The sequence below is a fragment of the Enterovirga aerilata genome (assembly GCF_013044135.1).
In the GTDB taxonomy this organism is placed as follows: Bacteria; Pseudomonadota; Alphaproteobacteria; order Rhizobiales; family Beijerinckiaceae; genus Enterovirga; species Enterovirga aerilata.
Map to the genome: position 1 here is coordinate 126,368 of NZ_JABEPP010000002.1, position 18,941 is coordinate 145,308.

Below are 18,941 nucleotides of genomic sequence, written 5' to 3' on the forward strand. Positions count from 1 at the left end.
GGGCGCGCATGCCTCCTGCGCCTCCGCTCGCGCGGCTGGATCCGGAGCCGCAGCGAAAAGAGGTTAACCCGCGTTTACCATGGCCAGTGTAGGATTGGCCCCGGCTCATGGGAACCCGCGCGCGGCCTCCTCGTCGGAACGTCGTTAACGACTTGGTGACGATGTCGGCGCGATGCGGCCTGTCTGCTGAGCGCGCCTAGAGGGACGGTCCGGCGGGCGGGCGGAACCGGGCGTCGATGGCCGCCCGCGAATCTCCTGGGGATTGCGTGGATGGGACAAGATCAGCCCGGCTCGGAGGTCCTCGATCTCGCGCTCCTCGCGCGGCAGACCCTCGGCGACCGGGAGCTGGAAGCCGACCTGTTCGAGCTGTTCGAGCTGCAGGCGCTGCGGCTCCGGCCGGTGATCGCCGGCGCCGGGGACGCGCAGGAACGCTCGCGCGCAGCCCACACCCTCAAGGGCGGCGCCGCCGCGGTCGGGGCCACGGCCGTGATGCGGATCGCGGGGGAGCTCGAAGCGAAGCTCGGCCAAGGCTCCTCTTCAGAGGTCGCCGATCTTCTCGCCGCCCTCGACAGGGCGCTCGAGGAGACCTGCCGCGCGATCGCCTCGTGGCGGCGCGCCGGATAGGCCCCCGCATGCGGCAGGACGGGTTCTCAGGCCCGCTCCCGATGCGTAAGACGGTGCTGCGGCCGGTCGCGCCGCTCCGTCCGGAGACCCCATGCCGAAGATCACCTTCATCGATGTCGCGGGGACGTCCCGCAGCGTGGACGCGCCCGTCGGCTGGACGGTGATGGAGGCGGCGGTGAAGAACAACGTGCCCGGCATCGAGGCGGAATGCGGCGGCGCCTGCGCCTGCGCGACCTGCCACGTCTATGTCGAGGAGCCCTGGATGGAGATCGTCGGGGAGCCGCAGCCCATGGAGGCCGACATGCTCGATTTCGCCTCCGACCTGCGCTCCAATTCGCGGCTCTCGTGCCAGATCAAGGTCAGGCCGGAGATCGACGGCCTGGTGGTCCACACGCCCGAGCGGCAGGGCTGAGCCGTGTCGCGCCAGGTCGTCCTCATCACCGGCGGCAGCCGCGGCATCGGCGCCGCGGTCGCGCGGCTCGCGGCCGGGCGCGGCTATGACGTCGCGGTCAATTTCCGCACCGAGCGCGGCGCGGCCGAAGCCGTGGCGGAGGAGTGCCGCGCCCTCGGCGCCGCCGCCTGCACGCTCGCCGGAGACATGTCCGTGGAGGCGGATATCGTGCGGGTCTTCGACGAGGCCGAGCGTCTGCTCGGGCCCGTCCGTCACGTCGTCAACAATGCCGGGATCACGGGCCGCTCGAGCCGGCTCGAGGCTGCGGATACGGCCGTGATCCGGGCCTGCATCGACCTGAACGTCACGGGCGCGATCCTCGTCGCGCGCGAGGCGGCGCGCCGCCTCGCGACGGGGCAGGGCGGGCCGGGCGGCTCGATCGTGAACATCTCCTCCGTGGCGGCGACCCTCGGCTCGCCCGGGGAATATGTCTGGTACGCCGCCTCGAAGGGCGCGGTCGACGCGCTGACGATCGGGCTCGCCAAGGAGCTCGCCCAGGAGGGCGTGCGGGTGAATGCCGTCTCTCCCGGCCTCGTCGAGACGGAAATCCACGCCCGCTCGACCGGCGATGCCGGCCGCATGGACCGCATCGCGCCCCTGATCCCGATGGGGCGGATCGGCCAGCCGGAGGAGATCGCCGAGGCCGTGCTGTTCCTGATGTCGGACGGAGCGTCCTATACGACGGGCGCGAATCTCAGGGTCACCGGGGGGCGGTGATCGCCACGAAGAAAGCTCAGAAGGTGATCGGACCGATGTCTGTGAATCTGAAGACGAACTCTGGATCAGTCATCGAACCCGAAATCGTCAAGCTGCTCTCTTTGATGCAGTCAGTCGCCGAACGCAGGAAGGTACCAGAGAAGGCAACGTACTGACCTTTGGATAGGGCCACGGCTTTGCCGTAGAGTAGACTGTCAGGTTCGATAAGCGTCCGATCACCGGCATCAGATATCGAGTTATTCCAGGTCTTCAGAGAGATATCTTTCGCAATCTCGACGGCGAGCACACCTCTGCCTTCTGAGTTGGAGGAGAGTTCACTGATTCTACCCACCCATCGGGTCGCTGTCTGTAAGCCGCTAATTGTGCATAGGTCCCGTGCCCGAGACGGCCTTGATGCGCCCTTCGCCATGTCGTTGGAGCCGCTGATGTATGCGGCCCGGCCCCTTTCGACGGCTGCAATGAGCGCTCTCTCCGTGTCGGGCATGAGGTCGCGGACCCGATCATACGACACAAGGTTCGCGGCACCCCTCGTACCATCAGCTACGTTCGAGCGCTGCTGATCGGCTTGCGAGCCGAGATAAGCCAAGATGATAACAGCGCCCGTTACAACCAGGAGACCATTGGCAAGCTTACTCGACATCGGCTCTCTTCACAGAGGGGGGGCCATCGGCCTGCGCCCTAGTAATCAGCCTATCGTTCGCATGGTTTCGGTGCAAGCTCCAGCCGATCCAATCATCTGACCTCAGCGCAGCACGAAAAACGCCGGGGCGGTGAGGCCCCGGCGTCGGTTCTCCAGTCATTCCCTGGCTCGGATCACACCGAGTAGTACATCACGAATTCGACCGGGTGCGGGGTCATCTCGAAGCGGGCGACCTCCGTCATCTTCAGCTCGATGAAGCTGTCGATGAAGGCGTCCGTGAACACGCCGCCGGCCTTCAGGAACGAACGGTCCTTGTCCAGGCTCTCGAGCGCCTCGCGGAGCGAGCCGCAGACCGTCGGGATCTCCTTCAGCTCGCGCGGCGGCAGGTCGTAGAGGTCCTTGTCCATCGCCGGACCGGGATCGATCTTGTTCTGGATGCCGTCGAGGCCGGCCATCAGCATGGCCGAGAACGCCAGATAGGGGTTCGCGGTCGGATCGGGGAAGCGGACCTCGACGCGCTTCGCCTTCGGGTTATGCGTCCACGGGATACGGCAGGAGGCCGAGCGGTTGCGGGCCGAATAGGCGAGCAGGACCGGGGCCTCGTAGCCGGGGACGAGCCGCTTGTAGGAGTTCGTCGACGGGTTGGTGAAGGCGTTCAGCGCCTTGGCGTGCTTGATGATGCCGCCGATGTACCACAGGCATTCCTGCGACAGGTCGGCATACTTGTCGCCCGCGAAGACCGGCTTGCCGTCCTTCCAGATCGACTGGTGGACGTGCATGCCCGAGCCGTTGTCGCCATAGACCGGCTTCGGCATGAAGGTCGCGGACTTGCCGTAGCTCTGCGCGACGTTGTGGATGCAGTACTTATAGATCTGCATCTGGTCGGCCATCAGCACCAGCGTGTCGAACTTCATGCCGAGCTCGTGCTGGGCGGAGGCGACCTCGTGGTGATGCTTCTCGACCTTCACGCCCATGGCCTGCATGGCGGCCAGCATCTCGCCGCGCATGTCCTGCGCGGAATCGAGCGGCGGGACCGGGAAGTAGCCGGCCTTGGTCTGGATGCGGTGGCCGAGATTGCCGCCCTCGTAATCCGTGTCGCCGTTGATGGGCAGCTCGGAGCCGTCCAGCCTGAAGCCCGTATTGTACGGGTCGGCCATGAACTTGACGTCGTCGAAGATGAAGAACTCGGCCTCCGGGCCGAAATAGGTCGTGTCGCCGATGCCGAGCGACTTCATGTAGGTCTCGGCCTTCTTGGCGATGCCGCGCGGGTCGCGCTCATAGGGCTCGCCGGTCGAGGGCTCCAGGATGTCGCAGACGATCGACATCGTGGAGGCGGAGAAGAACGGATCCATCTGCGCCGTCTCGGGATCCGGCATGAGGATCATGTCCGACTCGTTGATCGCCTTCCAGCCGGCGATCGAGGAGCCGTCGAACATCGTGCCCTCGGCGAACAGGTCCTCGTCGACGAGCGAGACGTCGAAGGTCACGTGCTGCCACTTCCCGCGCGGATCGGTGAACCGCAGGTCGACGTACTTGACGTCGTTGTCCTTTATCGCCGCAAGCACGTCTTTGGCTGTCTTCGTGGCCACGTGGTCCTCTCCATACTGACTGAAAATGCACCCGGCAGCGGCCGGGCGGGGAGCGTCGACGCTTAGATGGCGTCGGTGCCGGTTTCTCCGGTTCGGATACGGATCGCTTCCTCGACGCTCGATACAAAAATCTTGCCATCGCCGATGCGGCCGGTCTGGGCCGCCTTGCGGATGGCGTCGACCGCGGCGTCGACCTGCTCGTCCGCCAGCACGATCTCGAGCTTCACCTTGGGCAGGAAGTCCACGACGTACTCGGCGCCGCGGTAGAGTTCCGTGTGCCCCTTCTGACGCCCGAAGCCCTTGGCCTCGACGACCGTGATGCCCTGCAGCCCCACGTCCTGAAGCGCCTCCTTCACCTCGTCGAGCTTGAACGGCTTGATGATGGCTTCGATCTTCTTCATGCAGATGGAGTTCCGGGTGCGCGGCGTCAGTTCCTCGGCTCTTACCATCCGGGCAGGAGCCGTGCCACGGCGAATCCTGATCGGGACCGGACGGCCCGCCCAACAAACATGCACTGACAGCCTATTTTTTCGGCAATAGACGGCTGGACGTGCAGCTTGGCCGTAAGGGGCGATGAATGAGGATGCAGCCCTTGCTCAATTCGCGTCAGATGCGCGAGGCGGACAGGCGGACGATCGAGAACGGCACGCCCGGCTTCACGCTGATGCTGCGGGCGGGCGAGGCTGCCGCGGACGCCGCCTGCCGGATGCTTCCCCAGGCGGGGCGGGTGCTCGTCCTCTGCGGCCCCGGCAACAATGGCGGCGACGGCTTCGTCGCCGCACGCATCCTGGCCGATCGCGGCCACCGTGTGACGGTGGCAGCGATGAAGCCGGTCGCGGACCTCTCGGGCGATGCGGCCGAGGCCGGCCATCTCTGGGGCGAGGCGGTGTGCCCGCTCGCCGCCGCCGATCCGGCCGGAGCGGATCTGGTCGTGGACGCTCTTTTCGGGACGGGGCTCGCCCGGGACCTCCAAGGCGAAGTGGTCGAGGCCATCGCGCGCGTGAACGGGGCCGGGCGGCCGGTCCTCGCCATCGACGTCCCGTCCGGCATCGATGCCGATACCGGCCTCGTGCGCGGGGCCGCCGTCAAGGCGGAGCGAACCGTCACCTTCGCCTGCCGCAAGCCCGGACATCTGCTCTATCCCGGCCGGGCCCATGCCGGGGCGGTCGAGGTCGCCGATATCGGCGTGTCCTGCATGGGGCTCGACGGCCCGGCGGTGCATGCGAACGGGCCCGAGATCTGGCTGCCCGCCTTTCCCCGGATCGATCCGGCCGGGCATAAATACGATCGGGGTCATGCGCTCGTGCTGTCGGGCGGGCCGGGCCATACCGGCGCGGCGCGGCTCGCCGCCCGCGGCGCGCTCCGCGCCGGGGCCGGGCTCGTCTCGGTCGTGACATCTGCGCGTGCCCTTGCCGTCAACGCTGCGCATCTCACGGCGATCATGATGCGGGTCTGCGACGATCCGGACGAGTTCTCCGACCTCCTCACGGACGACCGCTTCAATGCGCTCGCGCTCGGGCCGGCCTTGGGCGTGGGCGAGGCGACCCGCCGCTGGGTCGAGGCCGCGCTCGAGGCGGATCGTGCGACCGTGCTCGACGCGGATGCGCTCACGAGCTTCTCGGGCATGGCGGAGGGCTTCGCCGCGCTCGCCCGGGCGCCGCGAGAGCATCCGGTCGTGCTGACGCCGCACGAGGGCGAGCTGAGGCGGCTCCTCGCCGGGCCCGGCGAGGTCTCGGCCGAAGCGCGGGAGATCGCCGGCCGCCCCTCGAAGCTCGACCGCGCCGTCGGGCTCGCCGCCTTCGCGAACGCGATCGTCGTCCTGAAGGGCGCCGATACCGTCGTGGCCAGCCCGGAGGGCAGCGCGGTGATCAACGAGAACGGCTCGCCCTATCTCGGCACGGCGGGATCCGGCGACGTTCTGGGCGGCATCGTCGCGGGCTTGATGGCGCAGGGCATGCCGGGCTTCGAGGCCGCGGCCTGCGCCGTGTGGATGCATGCGGAGGCGGGAGCGCGTTTCGGCCCGGGGCTGATCGCGGAGGACATCCCCGAAGGGCTGCCCGCGGTGCTGCGCGACCTCCTGGGATAGTGCGCCGCCTAGTTCCGCTGCTGGTCGCCGTCGACCGGGATCACCTGGCCCGAGATGGACCGCGCGGCGGGAGAGGCGAGGAACAGCGCGAGCGCGGCGATCTCGGAGGCCTGCGCGAGGCGTTTCACGGATTGATGGGCGAGGGCGCCCTGCATCTCCTCGTCGGGGCTGCGTCCCGAAAGCTGGGCCCGGCCCTCGAAGACGCGGCGGATGCGCTCGCCGTCCACGGCGCCGGGCGCGATCGCGTTCACGCAGATGCCGTGCTGGCCGAGCTCCATGGAGAGCGTCTTCGTCAGGCCGATGAGGCCCCATTTCGCGGCCGCGTAGGGGCTGCGGTTGGCATAGCCGAAGCGCCCGGCGGCCGAGGCCATGTTGATGATCGTGCCGCCGCCGGCCCGGATCAGGTGCGGGATGGCATGTTTGGCGACCAGGAAGGCACCGGTGAGATCGACCCTGAGCACGGCCTCCCATTCGTCCGGATCGACGTCCTGGACGGGGCTGGTCGGGCCGGCGATGCCGGCATTGTTCACGAGCACGTCGATGCCCCCGAGCCGGGCGGCCGCGTCGGCCACCATCTCGCCGACGGCCGCACGGTCGCCCACGTCGCAGACCGTCGTGTGCAGGCCGGGAATCTCGGCCCGAACCCGTTCGAGCGCCGGCTGATCGATGTCGCAGGTGAAGACGCTCGCGCCGGCTTCCGCGAAGGCCCGCACGATCGCGAGCCCGATGCCGGACGCACCGGCGGTCACAAGCACCTTCGACGCTTCTGGTCCAACTCGGCGGTGCAGTCGCTCGCTCACGATGGATCAGGTGCCTGTCGAAACAGCAGAGTCACGGACGACCCAGTTCGGTGCTGGTGACGATGCGGTCCAACGCGACCCCAAGGTCAAAGGGCTGTCCCGCGAGATCAGCGGGTAAGATGGGGCATTCTACCGGAAGACCGCCTAGGATCTGGTCGCCCTCGCGCGCAAGCTGACTGGTTGCCAGGCGGACAGCCAGTCTCCAGACGCGACCCGTATCGATTTTCTGGAGGATGCTCGGCGTGACGACGGTCTGGAAGTCCGACTGAAAGACCAGGACCTCGTCGCGCCAGTGGTCGACCGATGGAGCATCGGGAACCGATGCGATCTTGAGCAGGTGAAGGAGCACGAGCCGCATGAAGCTTTCCGCCTCGCGGAGGTCGGTTCGCGCCACGCCTTCGATCTCCTCGCAGATATGTTCGACGTCGAGCGCGTTCGGCAGATCGCGTCGCGAGGCCGCCAAGTCGCGCAGGATCGCGACTTGCTCATAGGCCCAGGCATAGACGTCGTCGTCGTAGGACGTGGGGTGGTCCATCGACCGTATCGTAACTCATCTGCGTGCTGCGAGAAACGCCCTCACGTCACCTCGAACCAGCCCCAGAGGCCGGTGTCGAGACGTTCCAGCACGCTCGAGCCGATCGCCCATTTTCCCGGATTGTCGGCCAGGAACGCGATCCGGGCGGTTCTGCCCTCGGCGATCTGAACGGTGTCGAGCCAATAGGGCTCCCAGCCGTCGTCCAGGGCGTGGAGCAGGCGGCAGACATGGCCGTGCAGGTGGATCGGCTGCGGGAAGCCGGTCTGGTTGTGCAGCGCCAGCACGACCGGCTGGCCGCGCTTCGCCGTGAACAGGGGAGGGGAGCCGGGCCCTCCCGCGGCGCCGTTGATCTTCCAGATCGCGCCGGGCTCGCCCGACCAGACCGGCTCGCCGGAGGGCCCGCGGGTGGCCCCGCCCGTGATCGCAAGGTCCCTGCGCAGCGCGTTCTGCAGGCGGATCTCCGGCGGCAGCAGCGGGTTCAGCGGCAGGTTCGCCGGCGCGACCGGCTCGCCTGCGGGGGCGGTCGCGGCGATCTCGACGAGCGGAACGCCGTCGCCGAGCATCGCGACGACACGCCCCGTCCGCCCGGCCTCGGGCCCGAGTTCGAGAAGGAGGTCGTAGCGGGTGCCGGGCGGGAAGGGCAGGCTCGCGCGCAGCGGCTCGAAGCGGTCGGTCGGCTGCCCGTCGACGGCCGCCACATAGACCTTCAGGTCGTCGAACCGGATCCGCAGGATGCGGGCGTTGCTGCCGTTCGCGAGCCGCAGCCGGACCTGCGATCCCGCCGGCGCCTCGATCCGGCGCGGCGGATCCTGGCCATCGAGGCTCAGGCGGTTCCCGAGCCGTCCGGCGATCGCGGCCTCCATCGGGGCGCCGAAGGGGGCGAGCGCGCCGGAGCGCTCCAGACGCCAGTCGCGCAGGACCAGCGCATGGTCGGCCGCGACCTTCGGCGGTTCACGCTCCTCGACGACGAGGAGCCCGCAGAGCCCCCGTCCGGCTGCCTCTCCGGCGCGGCCGGGAACCATGGGGCGGATCAGGATGAGTCCGGGATCAGGCGGCCGGAAACGGTATTCGAAGGAGCCGCCCGGAGGCACGGGCTCCTGCGTCAGGCCGCCAACCCCGTCGACCGCGTTGGGCCCACGCAGGCCCTGCCAATGCAGCGTGAGGGGCGCCGGCGTGTCGTTCACAAGTCGGGCCGCGAAATCCTCGCCCTGCTTCGCCCGGAGGACCGGGACCGGGCTCGGACCCTCGAAAAGCCAGAGCTCCGCCTCTTCCGGCCCGTCCGGCAGGAGCCTGCGCCGGGCCGGGGCGGCCCGGAGGGTGGCTGCGGCCGAGGGTGCCGCCTGGCCCCTGGCCGAGAGCGGGACAAGGGAGGCCGCGAGCCCGGCGAGTGCGGCGCGGCGGTGAAGGCTGTACGTCTCGGTCATGATGGCTCGATCCAGGTGACGGACGACGCGCCCGGCGGCGCAGCGTTCCGAAGCCTTGGCCGTCTTCGGCTCCGCGCCTATCTGAGATGTCGGTCGAATGGGAGGGTTTCGGCCTCAGGGTTGCCGGAATTCGACACTTATGGGAAGAGCCGCCACGACCGCGACGCGGCGTGAAGCGGGCGTGGCGGAACTGGTAGACGCACTGGATTTAGGTTCCAGCGGCGAAAGTCGTGGGGGTTCGAGTCCCTCCGCCCGCACCATTCCGTCGCGACAGGTTCGAGATTTTGGTAGCCGGCGCCGGCCGCGAGGCGGTCACAGGCGCGCTGCTGCAAAGGGAACAAGAGGCGAATTCGATGCAGGTGACCGAGACGAGATCAGAGGGTTTGCGGCGGGAGTTCAAGGTCACCCTGCCTGCCACCGAGCTCGAGCAGAGGCTCACCAGCGAGCTCTCGACGCTGAAGGACCGCGTCCGCATCAACGGCTTCCGGCCGGGCAAGGTGCCGATCGCCCATCTGCGCCGCCTCTATGGCCGCTCGGTGATGGCGGACGTCGTCCAGAACGCCGTCAACGAGGCGAACCGCAAGATCGTCGAGGAGAACAATCTGAAGCTCGCGCTCGAGCCGAAGATCGACATGACCGGCGACCAGGCGGAGGTCGAGAAGGCGCTCGACGCCAAGGGCGACCTCGATTTCACCGTCGCGGTCGAGGTCCTGCCCACCTTCGACCTCGTCGACCTCTCCGACGTCTCGGTGAAGAAGCTCGTGGCGCCCGTGACGGACCAGGAGGTCGATGAGGCCCTCCAGCGGATGGCCGCCCAGAACCGCTCCTTCTCCAGCAAGGGCGAGGGCGCCGAGGCGGCCCAGGGCGACCGCGTCGTCGTCGACTTCATCGGCCGCATCGGCGGCGAGGCCTTCCAGGGCGGTACCGCGAGCGACATCACGGTCGAGCTCGGCTCGGGCTCCTTCATCCCGGGCTTCGAGGAGCAGCTCGTCGGCATCAAGGCCGGCGAGAGCCGCACCATCACGGTCACCTTCCCGCAGAACTACGGCTCGGCCGAACTCGCCGGCAAGGAGGCGGAATTCGAGGTGACCGCCAAGGAGGTCCAGGCGCCGGGCGAGGTCACGATCGACGACGAGTTCGCAAAGGGCTTCGGGATGGAATCGCTGGAGAAGCTGCGCGACGGCGTGCGCGCCGCGATCCAGCGCGACTTCGACGCGCAGGCGCGCCGCAAGCTCAAGAAGGAGCTCCTCGACGCGCTCGACGCGAAATACTCCTTCGATCTGCCGCAGGGGCTCGTTGACCAGGAATTCGCCGCCGTCTGGTCGCAGGTCGAGGCCGACCTGAAGAGCAACGGCCGCACCTTCGCGGACGAGGGCACGACCGAGGAGGAGGCCCGTGCGGAATATCGCCGCATCGCCGAACGCCGCGTGCGTCTCGGGCTCGTCCTTGCACAGGTCGGCTCCAGCGCCGATATCAAGGTGACCGACGAGGAAGTCGACCGGGCCCTGATCGAGCGGGTGCGGCAATATCCCGGCCAGGAACGCCAAGTCTGGGAGTACTTCCAGAAAAACCCGGCCGCGAAGGCCGAGCTGCGGGCACCCATCCTGGAGGAGAAGACGGTCGACCACCTGCTGGAGCGGATCAACGTCGTCGAGGAGCAGACCTCGCGCGAGGAGCTCTTCCGGGACGAGGACGAGACGAAAGCGGCCGAGAACGCCGCGGCGTGATTGGGGGATGGGGTCGTCCGGACCGGGCAGGATGCCCGGCCGGGCCGCTCCTGGAGCGAAGCGACAGATGAGAGATCCGGTAGACGTCTACAACAACACGCTCGTGCCGATGGTGGTCGAGCAGTCGAACCGCGGCGAGCGCGCCTTCGACATCTATTCGCGGCTGCTCAGGGAGCGCATCATCTTCCTGACCGGCCCGGTGGAGGACTACTCGGCCTCGCTGATCGTGGCGCAGCTCCTCTTCCTTGAGGCGGAGAACCCGAAGAAGGAGATCTCCTTCTACATCAACTCCCCGGGCGGGGTGGTGACCTCGGGCCTGTCAATCTACGACACCATGCAGTTCATCCGCTGCCCTGTCGCGACGCTCTGCGTCGGACAGGCGGCCTCCATGGGGTCCCTCCTGCTCGCGGCTGGCGAGAAGGACCATCGCTTCGCGCTGTCGAACGCGCGCATCATGGTCCACCAGCCCTCGGGCGGGTTCCAGGGCCAGGCGACGGACATCCTGATCCATGCCCGCGAGATCGAGGCGCTCAAGCGGCGCCTCAACGAGATCTATGTCAGGCATACGGGCCGCGATCTCGACGCGGTCGAGCAGGCACTGGAGCGCGACAACTTCATGACTGCGGAGGCTGCCAAGGAGTTCGGGCTGATCGATCAGGTGCTCGTGAAGCGGCCGGAAGTCCCGGCCCCCTGAGGCGGCAGGGAGGGCCACCTGCGCCCTTAGACCGCTTTCGTTCCTATTGAAACGGCTCCCCCCGCGTGTTTGCATCCTTCGTCGGTTTCTCGCGTTTGCGAGAGGCTGAGCCGAGGGGGGCATGGGTGGCTACCTTTTCTTAGCCCGGCGCCACCTACCCTGATGTGATGATTCGCTGGCGCTCCGGCGCCGGCGGTTCGAGCGGAGAATCAAGATGAGCAAGGCTGGCGGCACCGACTCGAAGAGCACGCTCTACTGCTCCTTCTGCGGCAAGAGCCAGCACGAGGTCCGCAAGCTCATCGCAGGCCCCACGGTCTTCATCTGCGACGAGTGCGTCGAACTCTGCATGGACATCATCCGCGAGGAATCGAAATCCTCGCTGGTGCGCTCGCGCGACGGCGTGCCGACCCCGAAGGAGATCCGCCGCGTCCTCGACGACTACGTCATCGGTCAGGACCACGCGAAGAAGGTGCTCTCCGTCGCGGTGCACAACCACTACAAGCGGCTCGCCCATGCGACGAAGCATTCGGACGTCGAGCTCGCCAAGTCGAACATCCTGCTGATCGGGCCGACCGGCTCGGGCAAGACGCTGCTCGCGCAGACGCTCGCCCGCATCCTCGACGTGCCCTTCACGATGGCCGATGCGACGACGCTGACCGAGGCGGGCTATGTCGGCGAGGACGTCGAGAACATCATCCTGAAGCTGCTCCAGGCGTCCGACTACAACGTCGAGCGGGCCCAGCGCGGCATCGTCTATATCGACGAGATCGACAAGATCTCGCGCAAGTCCGACAACCCGTCGATCACGCGCGACGTGTCGGGAGAGGGCGTGCAGCAGGCCCTCCTGAAGATCATGGAAGGCACCGTCGCGTCCGTCCCGCCGCAGGGCGGCCGGAAGCATCCGCAGCAGGAGTTCCTGCAGGTCGACACGACCAACATCCTGTTCATCTGCGGCGGCGCCTTCGCCGGGCTCGAGCGCATCATCTCGGCGCGCGGCAAGGGGACCTCGATCGGCTTCGGCGCCTCCGTGCAGGCGCCGGACGACCGGCGCACGGGCGAGGTCTTCCGCGAGGTCGAGCCGGAGGACCTGCTGAAGTTCGGCCTGATCCCCGAATTCGTCGGCCGCCTGCCGGTGCTGGCCACCCTCGAGGATCTGGACGAGACCGCGCTGAAGCGCATCCTCCAGGAGCCGAAGAACGCGCTGGTCAAGCAGTACCAGCGCCTCTTCGAGATGGAGGACGTGCAGCTCACCTTCCAGGAGGAGGCGCTGTCGGTCGTCGCCCGCAAGGCGATCGAGCGGAAGACCGGCGCACGCGGCCTCCGCTCCATCCTGGAGGGCATCCTGCTCGATACGATGTACGACCTGCCGGGCCTCGAATCCGTCGAGCAGGTCGTGATCGGTCCGGAGGTGGTGGAGGGCAAGACGAAGCCGCTCTTCATCTATTCGGACCGCGAGCGCGAGGCGCCCAGCGCGGCGAGCGCGTAGGGCATAGCCTGTGAGCGGAGACCCGGCTGCGACGGAAGGTTGCTTGAAAGCCGGGCTTCCGCTCGCCACTTTAGCGGTGCGCCGAAAGCGCACGCTCATTCCACCGAGGTGCGTTCCAGCGTACCGGCCGCAGCCGTTATGTTGCGGCGTGAGCGGCCGGTTGACCGCCCGAGCTCCCGCCCATCCGGGGGGAAGGCGAGGGCGAGGACCCTAAGGACGTTCCATGACAGATCAGAAGACCCGCCAGCCCGTCGAACCTGGCACCGTGGGGAACTACGCCGTCCTTCCGCTGAGGGACATCGTGGTGTTCCCGCACATGATCGTCCCGCTCTTCGTCGGCCGCGAAAAGTCCATCCGCGCGCTCGAGGAGGTCGTGAAGGGCGATCGCCACATCCTGCTGGCGACCCAGGTCAACGCCACGGACGACGATCCGGCGACCGACGCCATCTACGACGTCGGCACGCTCGCGACCGTGCTGCAGCTGCTCAAGCTGCCCGATGGAACCGTGAAGGTGCTTGTGGAAGGCGCGACCCGCGCCAAGGTGCGCAAATACGTGCGCACGGACGAGTTCTACGAGGCGGAGGCCGTCGCGCTCGACGACGCCAAGGGCGACCAGGTCGAGGCGGAGGCGCTCGCCCGCTCGGTCGTGTCCGAGTTCGAGAACTATGTGAAGCTGAATAAGAAGGTCTCGCCGGAGGTCGTCTCGGCGGTGACGCAGATCGAGGACCCCTCGAAGCTCGCGGACACCATCGCCTCGCACCTCGCGGTCAAGATCTCCGACAAGCAAGAGGTGCTCGCCACCCCGACCGTCGCCGCGCGCCTTGAGAAGGTGCTCGGGCTGATGGAAAGCGAGATCTCCGTCCTGCAGGTCGAGAAGCGCATCCGCACGCGCGTCAAGCGCCAGATGGAGAAGACCCAGCGCGAGTACTACCTGAATGAGCAGATGAAGGCCATTCAGAAGGAGCTCGGCGACGAGGAAGGCAAGGACGAGCTCTCGGAGATCGAGGAGCGGATCGAGAAGACGAAGCTCACCAAGGAAGCGCGCGAGAAGGCGAAGGGCGAGCTGAAGAAGCTGCGCCAGATGTCGCCGATGTCCGCCGAAGCGACCGTGGTACGCAACTACCTCGACTGGCTGCTCGGCATTCCGTGGGGCCGCCGCTCCAAGATCAAGAAGGATCTGGTCGGCGCCCAGGCGGTGCTCGACAACGACCATTTCGGCCTGGAGAAGGTCAAGGAGCGGATCGTCGAGTATCTCGCCGTCCAGCAGCGCGTGAACAAGATGACCGGGCCGATCCTCTGCCTCGTCGGGCCTCCCGGCGTCGGCAAGACCTCGCTTGGCAAGTCCATCGCCAAGGCGACGGGCCGCGAGTTCGTGCGCATGTCGCTCGGCGGCGTGCGTGACGAGGCCGAGATCCGCGGCCACCGGCGGACCTATATCGGCTCGCTCCCGGGCAAGATCATCCAGTCCATGCGCAAGGCCAAGACCTCCAACCCGCTCATCCTGCTCGACGAGATCGACAAGATGGGCATGGATTTCCGCGGCGATCCCTCCGCGGCGCTCCTCGAGGTGCTGGATCCGGAGCAGAACCACACCTTCAACGACCATTATCTTGAGGTCGATTACGATCTCTCGGACGTGATGTTCGTGACGACCGCGAACACGCTCAACATCCCGGCTCCGCTGCTCGACCGCATGGAGGTGATCCGTATCGCGGGCTATACGGAGGAGGAGAAGAGCGAGATCGCGCGCCGCCACCTCATCCCGAACGCGCTCAAGAAGCACGGGCTGACGGAGAAGGAGTGGTCGATCACGGACGAGGGTCTGCTCGAGCTCATCCGGCGCTACACCCGCGAGGCGGGCGTGCGCAATCTCGAGCGCGAGCTGTCGAACCTGATCCGCAAGGCCGTGAAGGAGATCGTCATCTCCAACGCCAAGACCGTCGAGGTCACGGCGGCCAATCTCGGCGACTATCTGGGCGTGGCGAAGTTCCGCTACGGCGAGGTGGAGACCGAGGACCAGGTCGGCGTCGTCACGGGTCTTGCCTGGACCGAGGTCGGGGGCGAGTTGCTCACGATCGAAGGCGTCATGGTGCCCGGCAAGGGCAAGATGACGGTCACGGGCAATCTGAAGGACGTGATGAAGGAATCGATCTCGGCCGCCGCCTCCTATGTGCGGTCGAGGGCGCTCGATTTCGGGGTGGAGCCGCCGCTCTTCGACCGGCGCGACATCCACGTCCACGTCCCGGAGGGCGCGACCCCCAAGGACGGTCCGTCGGCTGGTATCGCCATGGCGACCGCCATCGTGTCGGTCGCGACCGGTATCCCGGTTCGGCGCGACATCGCCATGACCGGCGAGGTGACGCTCCGCGGGCGCGTGCTCCCGATCGGCGGCCTGAAGGAGAAGCTGCTGGCGGCCCTGCGTGGCGGCATCAAGATGGTGCTGATACCCGAGGAGAATGCGAAGGACCTGGCCGAGATCCCGGATTCGGTGAAGAACGGGATGGAGGTCGTGCCGGTATCACGCATGGACCAGGTGCTGGAGCGGGCGCTGACGCGCATGCCCGAGCCGATCGAGTGGGAGGAGACGCTCCCGATCGCGCGGAACGGGGCCGAGGAGGACCGGGGCGTCGTCGCCCACTGAACCCCTGCTTCGACGAAATGGGGGCTCCCGGCACGGGCCGGGGGCCCCTTTTCGTTCGGCCCCGTGAGAGGGCTTGCCTGCCGGCTAGCTTTGCGCCAGACGGTACCCCCCTGGCCCCGCTCGCGCGCGGGTGGGCGGACAGGGAGGGCGGTATGAACAAGGGCGAGCTCGTCAACGCCGTCGCCGCACAGGCCGGGCTGTCCAAGGGAGACGCGAACCGGGCCGTCGACATCACCTTCCAGGTCATCACGGAGGCTCTGCAGCGCGGCGACGAGGTGAAGCTCGTCGGCTTCGGCAGCTTTCTCGTGGCCCAGCGCGCCGCCGGGGAAGCGCGCAATCCGCGCACGGGCGAGAAGGTTCAGGTGCCAGCCCAGCGGACGCCCAGATTCCGCGCCGGCGCGCAGTTGAGAAGCGCCGTCAATTCGCAGTAAGAGCCTCGTGCGGCGTGGCCGCACCTTTCCGGGCGGTTAGCTCAGCCGGTAGAGCATCTCGTTTACACCGAGAGGGTCGGCGGTTCGATCCCGTCACCGCCCACCATCGGTTTCAGCCTGGCCCCGAGGGTCGGTCGGATCGCTCTGTTCAGGCTGGCCGGAGGGATGGCGCCCCGGCTCCGACGTCACAAGCCCGTCCCGGAGCGATCCCCACTTTCCAAGGTCCAGCGGTCCAGACGCCGAACGAAAGTTGCTTTCAGCCCAAACCTTGCTACCGAGTGGCTCTGGTCTAAGAAGCGGGCAGTCCTGAAACGCCGGGGAGACGCGCATGAGATGCTTCTTCCATCTCAATGGGCGCGGGGAGGAGATCCTCGACCAACACGGAATCGAGGTCGAGAGCCTGGAGGAGGCTCGGACGGAGGCGCTCAAGGCCATTGCCGAGCTCCGTCGCGAGGAGCCTCCACTTCAGCACGAGTGGCACGGCTGGCAGCTACGCATCGTCGACGAGGCTGGCCGGGCGCTGTCGACGATCCGCCTCAGCTCGGTCATCCACCCGATAGGTGGGACGCACTTTGTAGGGCGTTCCGAGGACAAGCACCCGCCCCCAATCGGGTCCGATGCCGAGGATTAGGCGCTTGACGTGGGCGCGGATGGCGCCGCGACGCTCTCCGTTGGTCATCTGGATCACCCCGTTCGCTGCCGGGAGGCCCTAAGGCGCGCAAGGTTTGCCTGGACGTGTTTCAGCGCGATTGCTTCGATGATGTCGCGGGCGGCGGTCGCCCGACCGGGGCCTCCCGTGATCGTCGCCAGGACAGATCGGGGTCGAGAGCCGAAACGCATGCTGGTAGTCGACCGCGATCAGTGAAGCGGCGGGAAATGGCCCGTGGCTGCGAAGGCTCCCGCGACGACAAGCGTCGCCGCGGCGATGCCCAGCCCCGGCACGATCCGGCGGCCGGATCTGCCGGTCCGAGGTGCGGGAAGGCGGAACTCGCGAAGCTTGTCCTCGAGGCGCGCCACCTCGTCGGCCCACTCGATCTCTGGATGCTGGATCAGTGCCCCGTGCAGGTCCGGCATGGCGGGTCCTCCGCGCAATCCGGCATATACAACCAAGACGCGAAAAAAAGGTTCGGCTCGCTTTCCTCGGTCCTCGGTCTGGCTCCGCTCACACCTCGGGCAGCCTATCGCAGCGGTTCGACATGCGTCGGTCTGAACAGCCGGCCGCGTTCGGTGACGAGCACCACGGCTACGACGGTGAGGCTGAGCGAGGCATAGCCGAGGGCCAGCGGGATGACGGTGCCGTCATAGTGCTGGCCGACAAAGGCTCCGCACATCGCGCCGAGGAAGGTGGTGTAGAAGCCAATGAGAGAGGAGGCGGTCCCGGCGATGCGGCCGAGCGGCTCCATGGCGAGCGCGTTGAAGTTCGGCATCGTCAGGCTCGTGACGAACTGGCTCAGCGCCAGGATGCCTCCGAACAGGAGAAGCGGCGGCCTGCCGGCGAAGAGGAAGGCGAAGCCGCATTGCAGGACGGACAGCCCGACAAAGCAGAGCATGCCGATATGCGAGATGCGGTGCATGCCGTAGCGACGCACGAGGCGTGAGTTGAGAAGCGATGCGAAGCCCATCGTTATGGCGATCAAGCCGAACGCCACCGGGAAATACGGCCCGAGGCCATAGACGTCCTCGGCGAAGATCTGCTGGGCCGAGCCGACATAGGACATGATGGAGCCGAACATCAGCCCGAACGCCGTCGCGTAGCCAAGCGCCGGCCGGCAGGTCGCGGTCTGGCCGAACGCGGCGGCGATCCCGCCGACCGAGAAGCTCTGCCGGTTCTCCGCCCGCAACGTCTCGGGCATGCGGCGGACGAACCAGATGCCGAGGAGGACGCCCAGAACCAGCATGGACGCGAAGATCGCGTGCCAGTCGCCGACAAGGAGGAGCAACCCTCCGATCGCGGGCGCGAAGATCGGCACCGTGATGAAGACCATCATGGTGAGCGACATGACCCGTGCCATTTCACGACCGACGAAGCGGTCGCGCACGATCGCGACCGCGACCACCCGGCCGGCGGCGGCGCCGCAGCCCTGCAGGCAGCGCGCGGCGAGCAGGGTCTCGAAATCGGGGGCGAACATGGCTGCCACGCAGCCGAGCAGGAACACGGCGAGGCCCGCCAGGAAGGCAGGCCTGCGCCCGAAGATGTCGGAGGCGGGGCCGTAGACGAGATGCGTCGCCCCGAACCCGATCATGTACACGTAGACGAGAAGCTGCAGCCGGTTCGGATCGCTCACCGCGAAGGTTCGCCCGAGCGCCGGGAAGGCCGGCAGGACGTTGTCGACCGCAAAGGCGGTCAGACCCATCATGAAGGCGACGAGAGCGACGAACTCGCCGAAAGGCGGACGCCGCTTCGTCTGGATGTCCGGATCTGGGGGAGCGTGCATGGTCGGGTCTCCCCCTGTCCGGCTCCCGTTCAACGCCGCTTCTTGCTCTTCCTGTTGGCGTAGCGGAGGTCGCGCGCGGCCTTGCGGGCGGCGTCGAGCAGAGCCTCGGCTTCGGCGCGGCGGCGCGCCTCCTCTTCCCTGCGCTGCAGTTCGGCCAGTTCCGCCGCGAGCTTCTCGGCGGCGATCCGCTCTTCCTCGGCCCTGCGCGCAGCCTCGCGCTCGGCGCGGCGCTTCTCGCGGGCTTCGGCGATGGCGATGCGCTCGGCCTGCTTGGCGAGCATCACCGGATCGTCGGCCGGCGGGCGCGCCTTGAAGCGCTCGAGCATGGCTTTTCTGGCGTTCTCCGCAGCCTCGCGGCGGTCGTTGAAATCGTTGCGTTTCGCAAACGCCATCTGTGTCGAAACCCTCGTCTTCGCCTGGTTTGTTGGGAACGCGAAAAAGCCGCCTAGGAGGCGGCCGCGCGATGCCGATGGCCGAAACTGCTCGACGCCCGGGGTTGGGGGCGAAGGATGCCCGATTCCGGCTGGGATCGACAGCGAGTAGTTAGGGGCGCGATGGCTCAAATGCAAGCTGCGCGAGGCGCTTGGCGGCCATGCTGCCTAGGCGTGCTCACCGGATCGTTAGCGGCGGAGCCGAATTGCACCTCGCTGGATTCCGTCCG

The 18,941-nt window shown here is 67.5% G+C and carries 19 protein-coding genes and 2 tRNA genes; 12 read left to right on the forward strand and 9 right to left on the reverse strand.

The genetic code is table 11. The annotated features are described in order from the left end of the window. Positions 1 to 270 precede the first annotated feature (270 nt). The 3 genes from HJG44_RS05755 to HJG44_RS05765 all read left to right on the forward strand — a co-directional run bounded on the left by HJG44_RS05755 (position 271) and on the right by HJG44_RS05765 (position 1,792). Positions 271 to 624, forward strand: a complete 354-nt coding sequence (locus tag HJG44_RS05755) for an Hpt domain-containing protein (protein WP_171217429.1) — start codon at positions 271 to 273, stop codon at positions 622 to 624. Positions 625 to 715: 91 nt separating this feature from the next. Further along, entirely contained in the window at positions 716 to 1,036 is a 321-nt protein-coding gene (locus HJG44_RS05760) for a 2Fe-2S iron-sulfur cluster-binding protein (protein WP_171217430.1), read from the forward strand. A gap of 3 nt (positions 1,037 to 1,039) precedes the next feature. Further along, positions 1,040 to 1,792, forward strand: a complete 753-nt coding sequence (locus HJG44_RS05765) for an SDR family oxidoreductase (RefSeq protein WP_171217431.1) — start codon at positions 1,040 to 1,042, stop codon at positions 1,790 to 1,792. Positions 1,793 to 1,808: 16 nt separating this feature from the next. On the opposite strand, the gene HJG44_RS05770 is transcribed toward HJG44_RS05765, so the two are convergent. From HJG44_RS05770 to HJG44_RS05780, 3 genes are all read right to left on the reverse strand, one after another. Then, a complete protein-coding gene (locus HJG44_RS05770; protein WP_171217432.1) occupies positions 1,809 to 2,432 on the reverse strand; it encodes a hypothetical protein in 624 nt (207 codons plus the stop codon). A 173-nt stretch (positions 2,433 to 2,605) separates the two neighbouring features. After that, complete coding sequence (glnA, locus tag HJG44_RS05775; protein ID WP_171217433.1) at positions 2,606 to 4,021, reverse strand: type I glutamate--ammonia ligase; 1,416 nt, start codon at positions 4,019 to 4,021, stop codon at positions 2,606 to 2,608. Positions 4,022 to 4,083: 62 nt separating this feature from the next. After that, a complete protein-coding gene (locus tag HJG44_RS05780; RefSeq protein ID WP_171217434.1) occupies positions 4,084 to 4,422 on the reverse strand; it encodes a P-II family nitrogen regulator in 339 nt (112 codons plus the stop codon). 182 nt (positions 4,423 to 4,604) lie between these two features. On the opposite strand from HJG44_RS05780, the gene HJG44_RS05785 reads away from it, so the two are divergent. Next, positions 4,605 to 6,107: an NAD(P)H-hydrate dehydratase gene (locus tag HJG44_RS05785; RefSeq protein ID WP_246736087.1), complete on the forward strand. Its 1,503-nt coding sequence runs from the start codon at positions 4,605 to 4,607 to the stop codon at positions 6,105 to 6,107. Between the two features lie 8 nt (positions 6,108 to 6,115). Here HJG44_RS05785 and HJG44_RS05790 read toward each other — a convergent pair whose 3' ends face one another. From HJG44_RS05790 to HJG44_RS05800, 3 genes are all read right to left on the reverse strand, one after another. Beyond that, positions 6,116 to 6,862, reverse strand: a complete 747-nt coding sequence (locus HJG44_RS05790; RefSeq protein WP_346767102.1) for an SDR family oxidoreductase — start codon at positions 6,860 to 6,862, stop codon at positions 6,116 to 6,118. A 76-nt stretch (positions 6,863 to 6,938) separates the two neighbouring features. Next, positions 6,939 to 7,442, reverse strand: a complete 504-nt coding sequence (locus HJG44_RS05795) for a DUF29 domain-containing protein (RefSeq protein ID WP_171217436.1) — start codon at positions 7,440 to 7,442, stop codon at positions 6,939 to 6,941. Positions 7,443 to 7,483: 41 nt separating this feature from the next. Further along, complete coding sequence (locus HJG44_RS05800; RefSeq protein ID WP_171217437.1) at positions 7,484 to 8,866, reverse strand: multicopper oxidase family protein; 1,383 nt, start codon at positions 8,864 to 8,866, stop codon at positions 7,484 to 7,486. Positions 8,867 to 9,041: 175 nt separating this feature from the next. On the opposite strand from HJG44_RS05800, the gene HJG44_RS05805 reads away from it, so the two are divergent. From HJG44_RS05805 to HJG44_RS05840, 8 genes are all read left to right on the forward strand, one after another. After that, positions 9,042 to 9,126 (forward strand) — tRNA-Leu (locus HJG44_RS05805). Positions 9,127 to 9,219: 93 nt separating this feature from the next. Next, positions 9,220 to 10,593, forward strand: coding sequence for a trigger factor (tig, locus tag HJG44_RS05810; protein ID WP_171217438.1), 1,374 nt, complete (start codon positions 9,220 to 9,222; stop codon positions 10,591 to 10,593). A 67-nt stretch (positions 10,594 to 10,660) separates the two neighbouring features. Beyond that, on the forward strand, positions 10,661 to 11,287 hold the full coding sequence (locus HJG44_RS05815; RefSeq protein ID WP_171217439.1) for an ATP-dependent Clp protease proteolytic subunit: 627 nt from the start codon (positions 10,661 to 10,663) through the stop codon (positions 11,285 to 11,287). A gap of 214 nt (positions 11,288 to 11,501) precedes the next feature. Beyond that, a complete protein-coding gene (gene clpX / locus HJG44_RS05820) occupies positions 11,502 to 12,773 on the forward strand; it encodes an ATP-dependent Clp protease ATP-binding subunit ClpX (protein ID WP_171217440.1) in 1,272 nt (423 codons plus the stop codon). A 223-nt stretch (positions 12,774 to 12,996) separates the two neighbouring features. Beyond that, positions 12,997 to 15,414 (forward strand): endopeptidase La, encoded by a 2,418-nt coding sequence (lon, locus tag HJG44_RS05825; RefSeq protein ID WP_171217441.1) that lies wholly within the window; start codon positions 12,997 to 12,999, stop codon positions 15,412 to 15,414. 152 nt (positions 15,415 to 15,566) lie between these two features. Further along, positions 15,567 to 15,845, forward strand: coding sequence for an HU family DNA-binding protein (locus HJG44_RS05830; RefSeq protein WP_171217442.1), 279 nt, complete (start codon positions 15,567 to 15,569; stop codon positions 15,843 to 15,845). 30 nt (positions 15,846 to 15,875) lie between these two features. Further along, positions 15,876 to 15,951 (forward strand) — tRNA-Val (locus tag HJG44_RS05835). Between the two features lie 222 nt (positions 15,952 to 16,173). Continuing rightward, entirely contained in the window at positions 16,174 to 16,476 is a 303-nt protein-coding gene (locus HJG44_RS05840) for a DUF6894 family protein (protein WP_174873169.1), read from the forward strand. A gap of 227 nt (positions 16,477 to 16,703) precedes the next feature. Here HJG44_RS05840 and HJG44_RS05845 read toward each other — a convergent pair whose 3' ends face one another. The 3 genes from HJG44_RS05845 to HJG44_RS05855 all read right to left on the reverse strand — a co-directional run bounded on the left by HJG44_RS05845 (position 16,704) and on the right by HJG44_RS05855 (position 18,672). After that, positions 16,704 to 16,919 (reverse strand): hypothetical protein, encoded by a 216-nt coding sequence (locus tag HJG44_RS05845; RefSeq protein WP_171217443.1) that lies wholly within the window; start codon positions 16,917 to 16,919, stop codon positions 16,704 to 16,706. A 104-nt stretch (positions 16,920 to 17,023) separates the two neighbouring features. After that, positions 17,024 to 18,280, reverse strand: coding sequence for a multidrug effflux MFS transporter (locus HJG44_RS05850; protein ID WP_171217444.1), 1,257 nt, complete (start codon positions 18,278 to 18,280; stop codon positions 17,024 to 17,026). A 29-nt stretch (positions 18,281 to 18,309) separates the two neighbouring features. Next, complete coding sequence (locus HJG44_RS05855) at positions 18,310 to 18,672, reverse strand: DUF6481 family protein (protein ID WP_171217445.1); 363 nt, start codon at positions 18,670 to 18,672, stop codon at positions 18,310 to 18,312. Between the last annotated feature and the right edge of the window lie 269 nt (positions 18,673 to 18,941).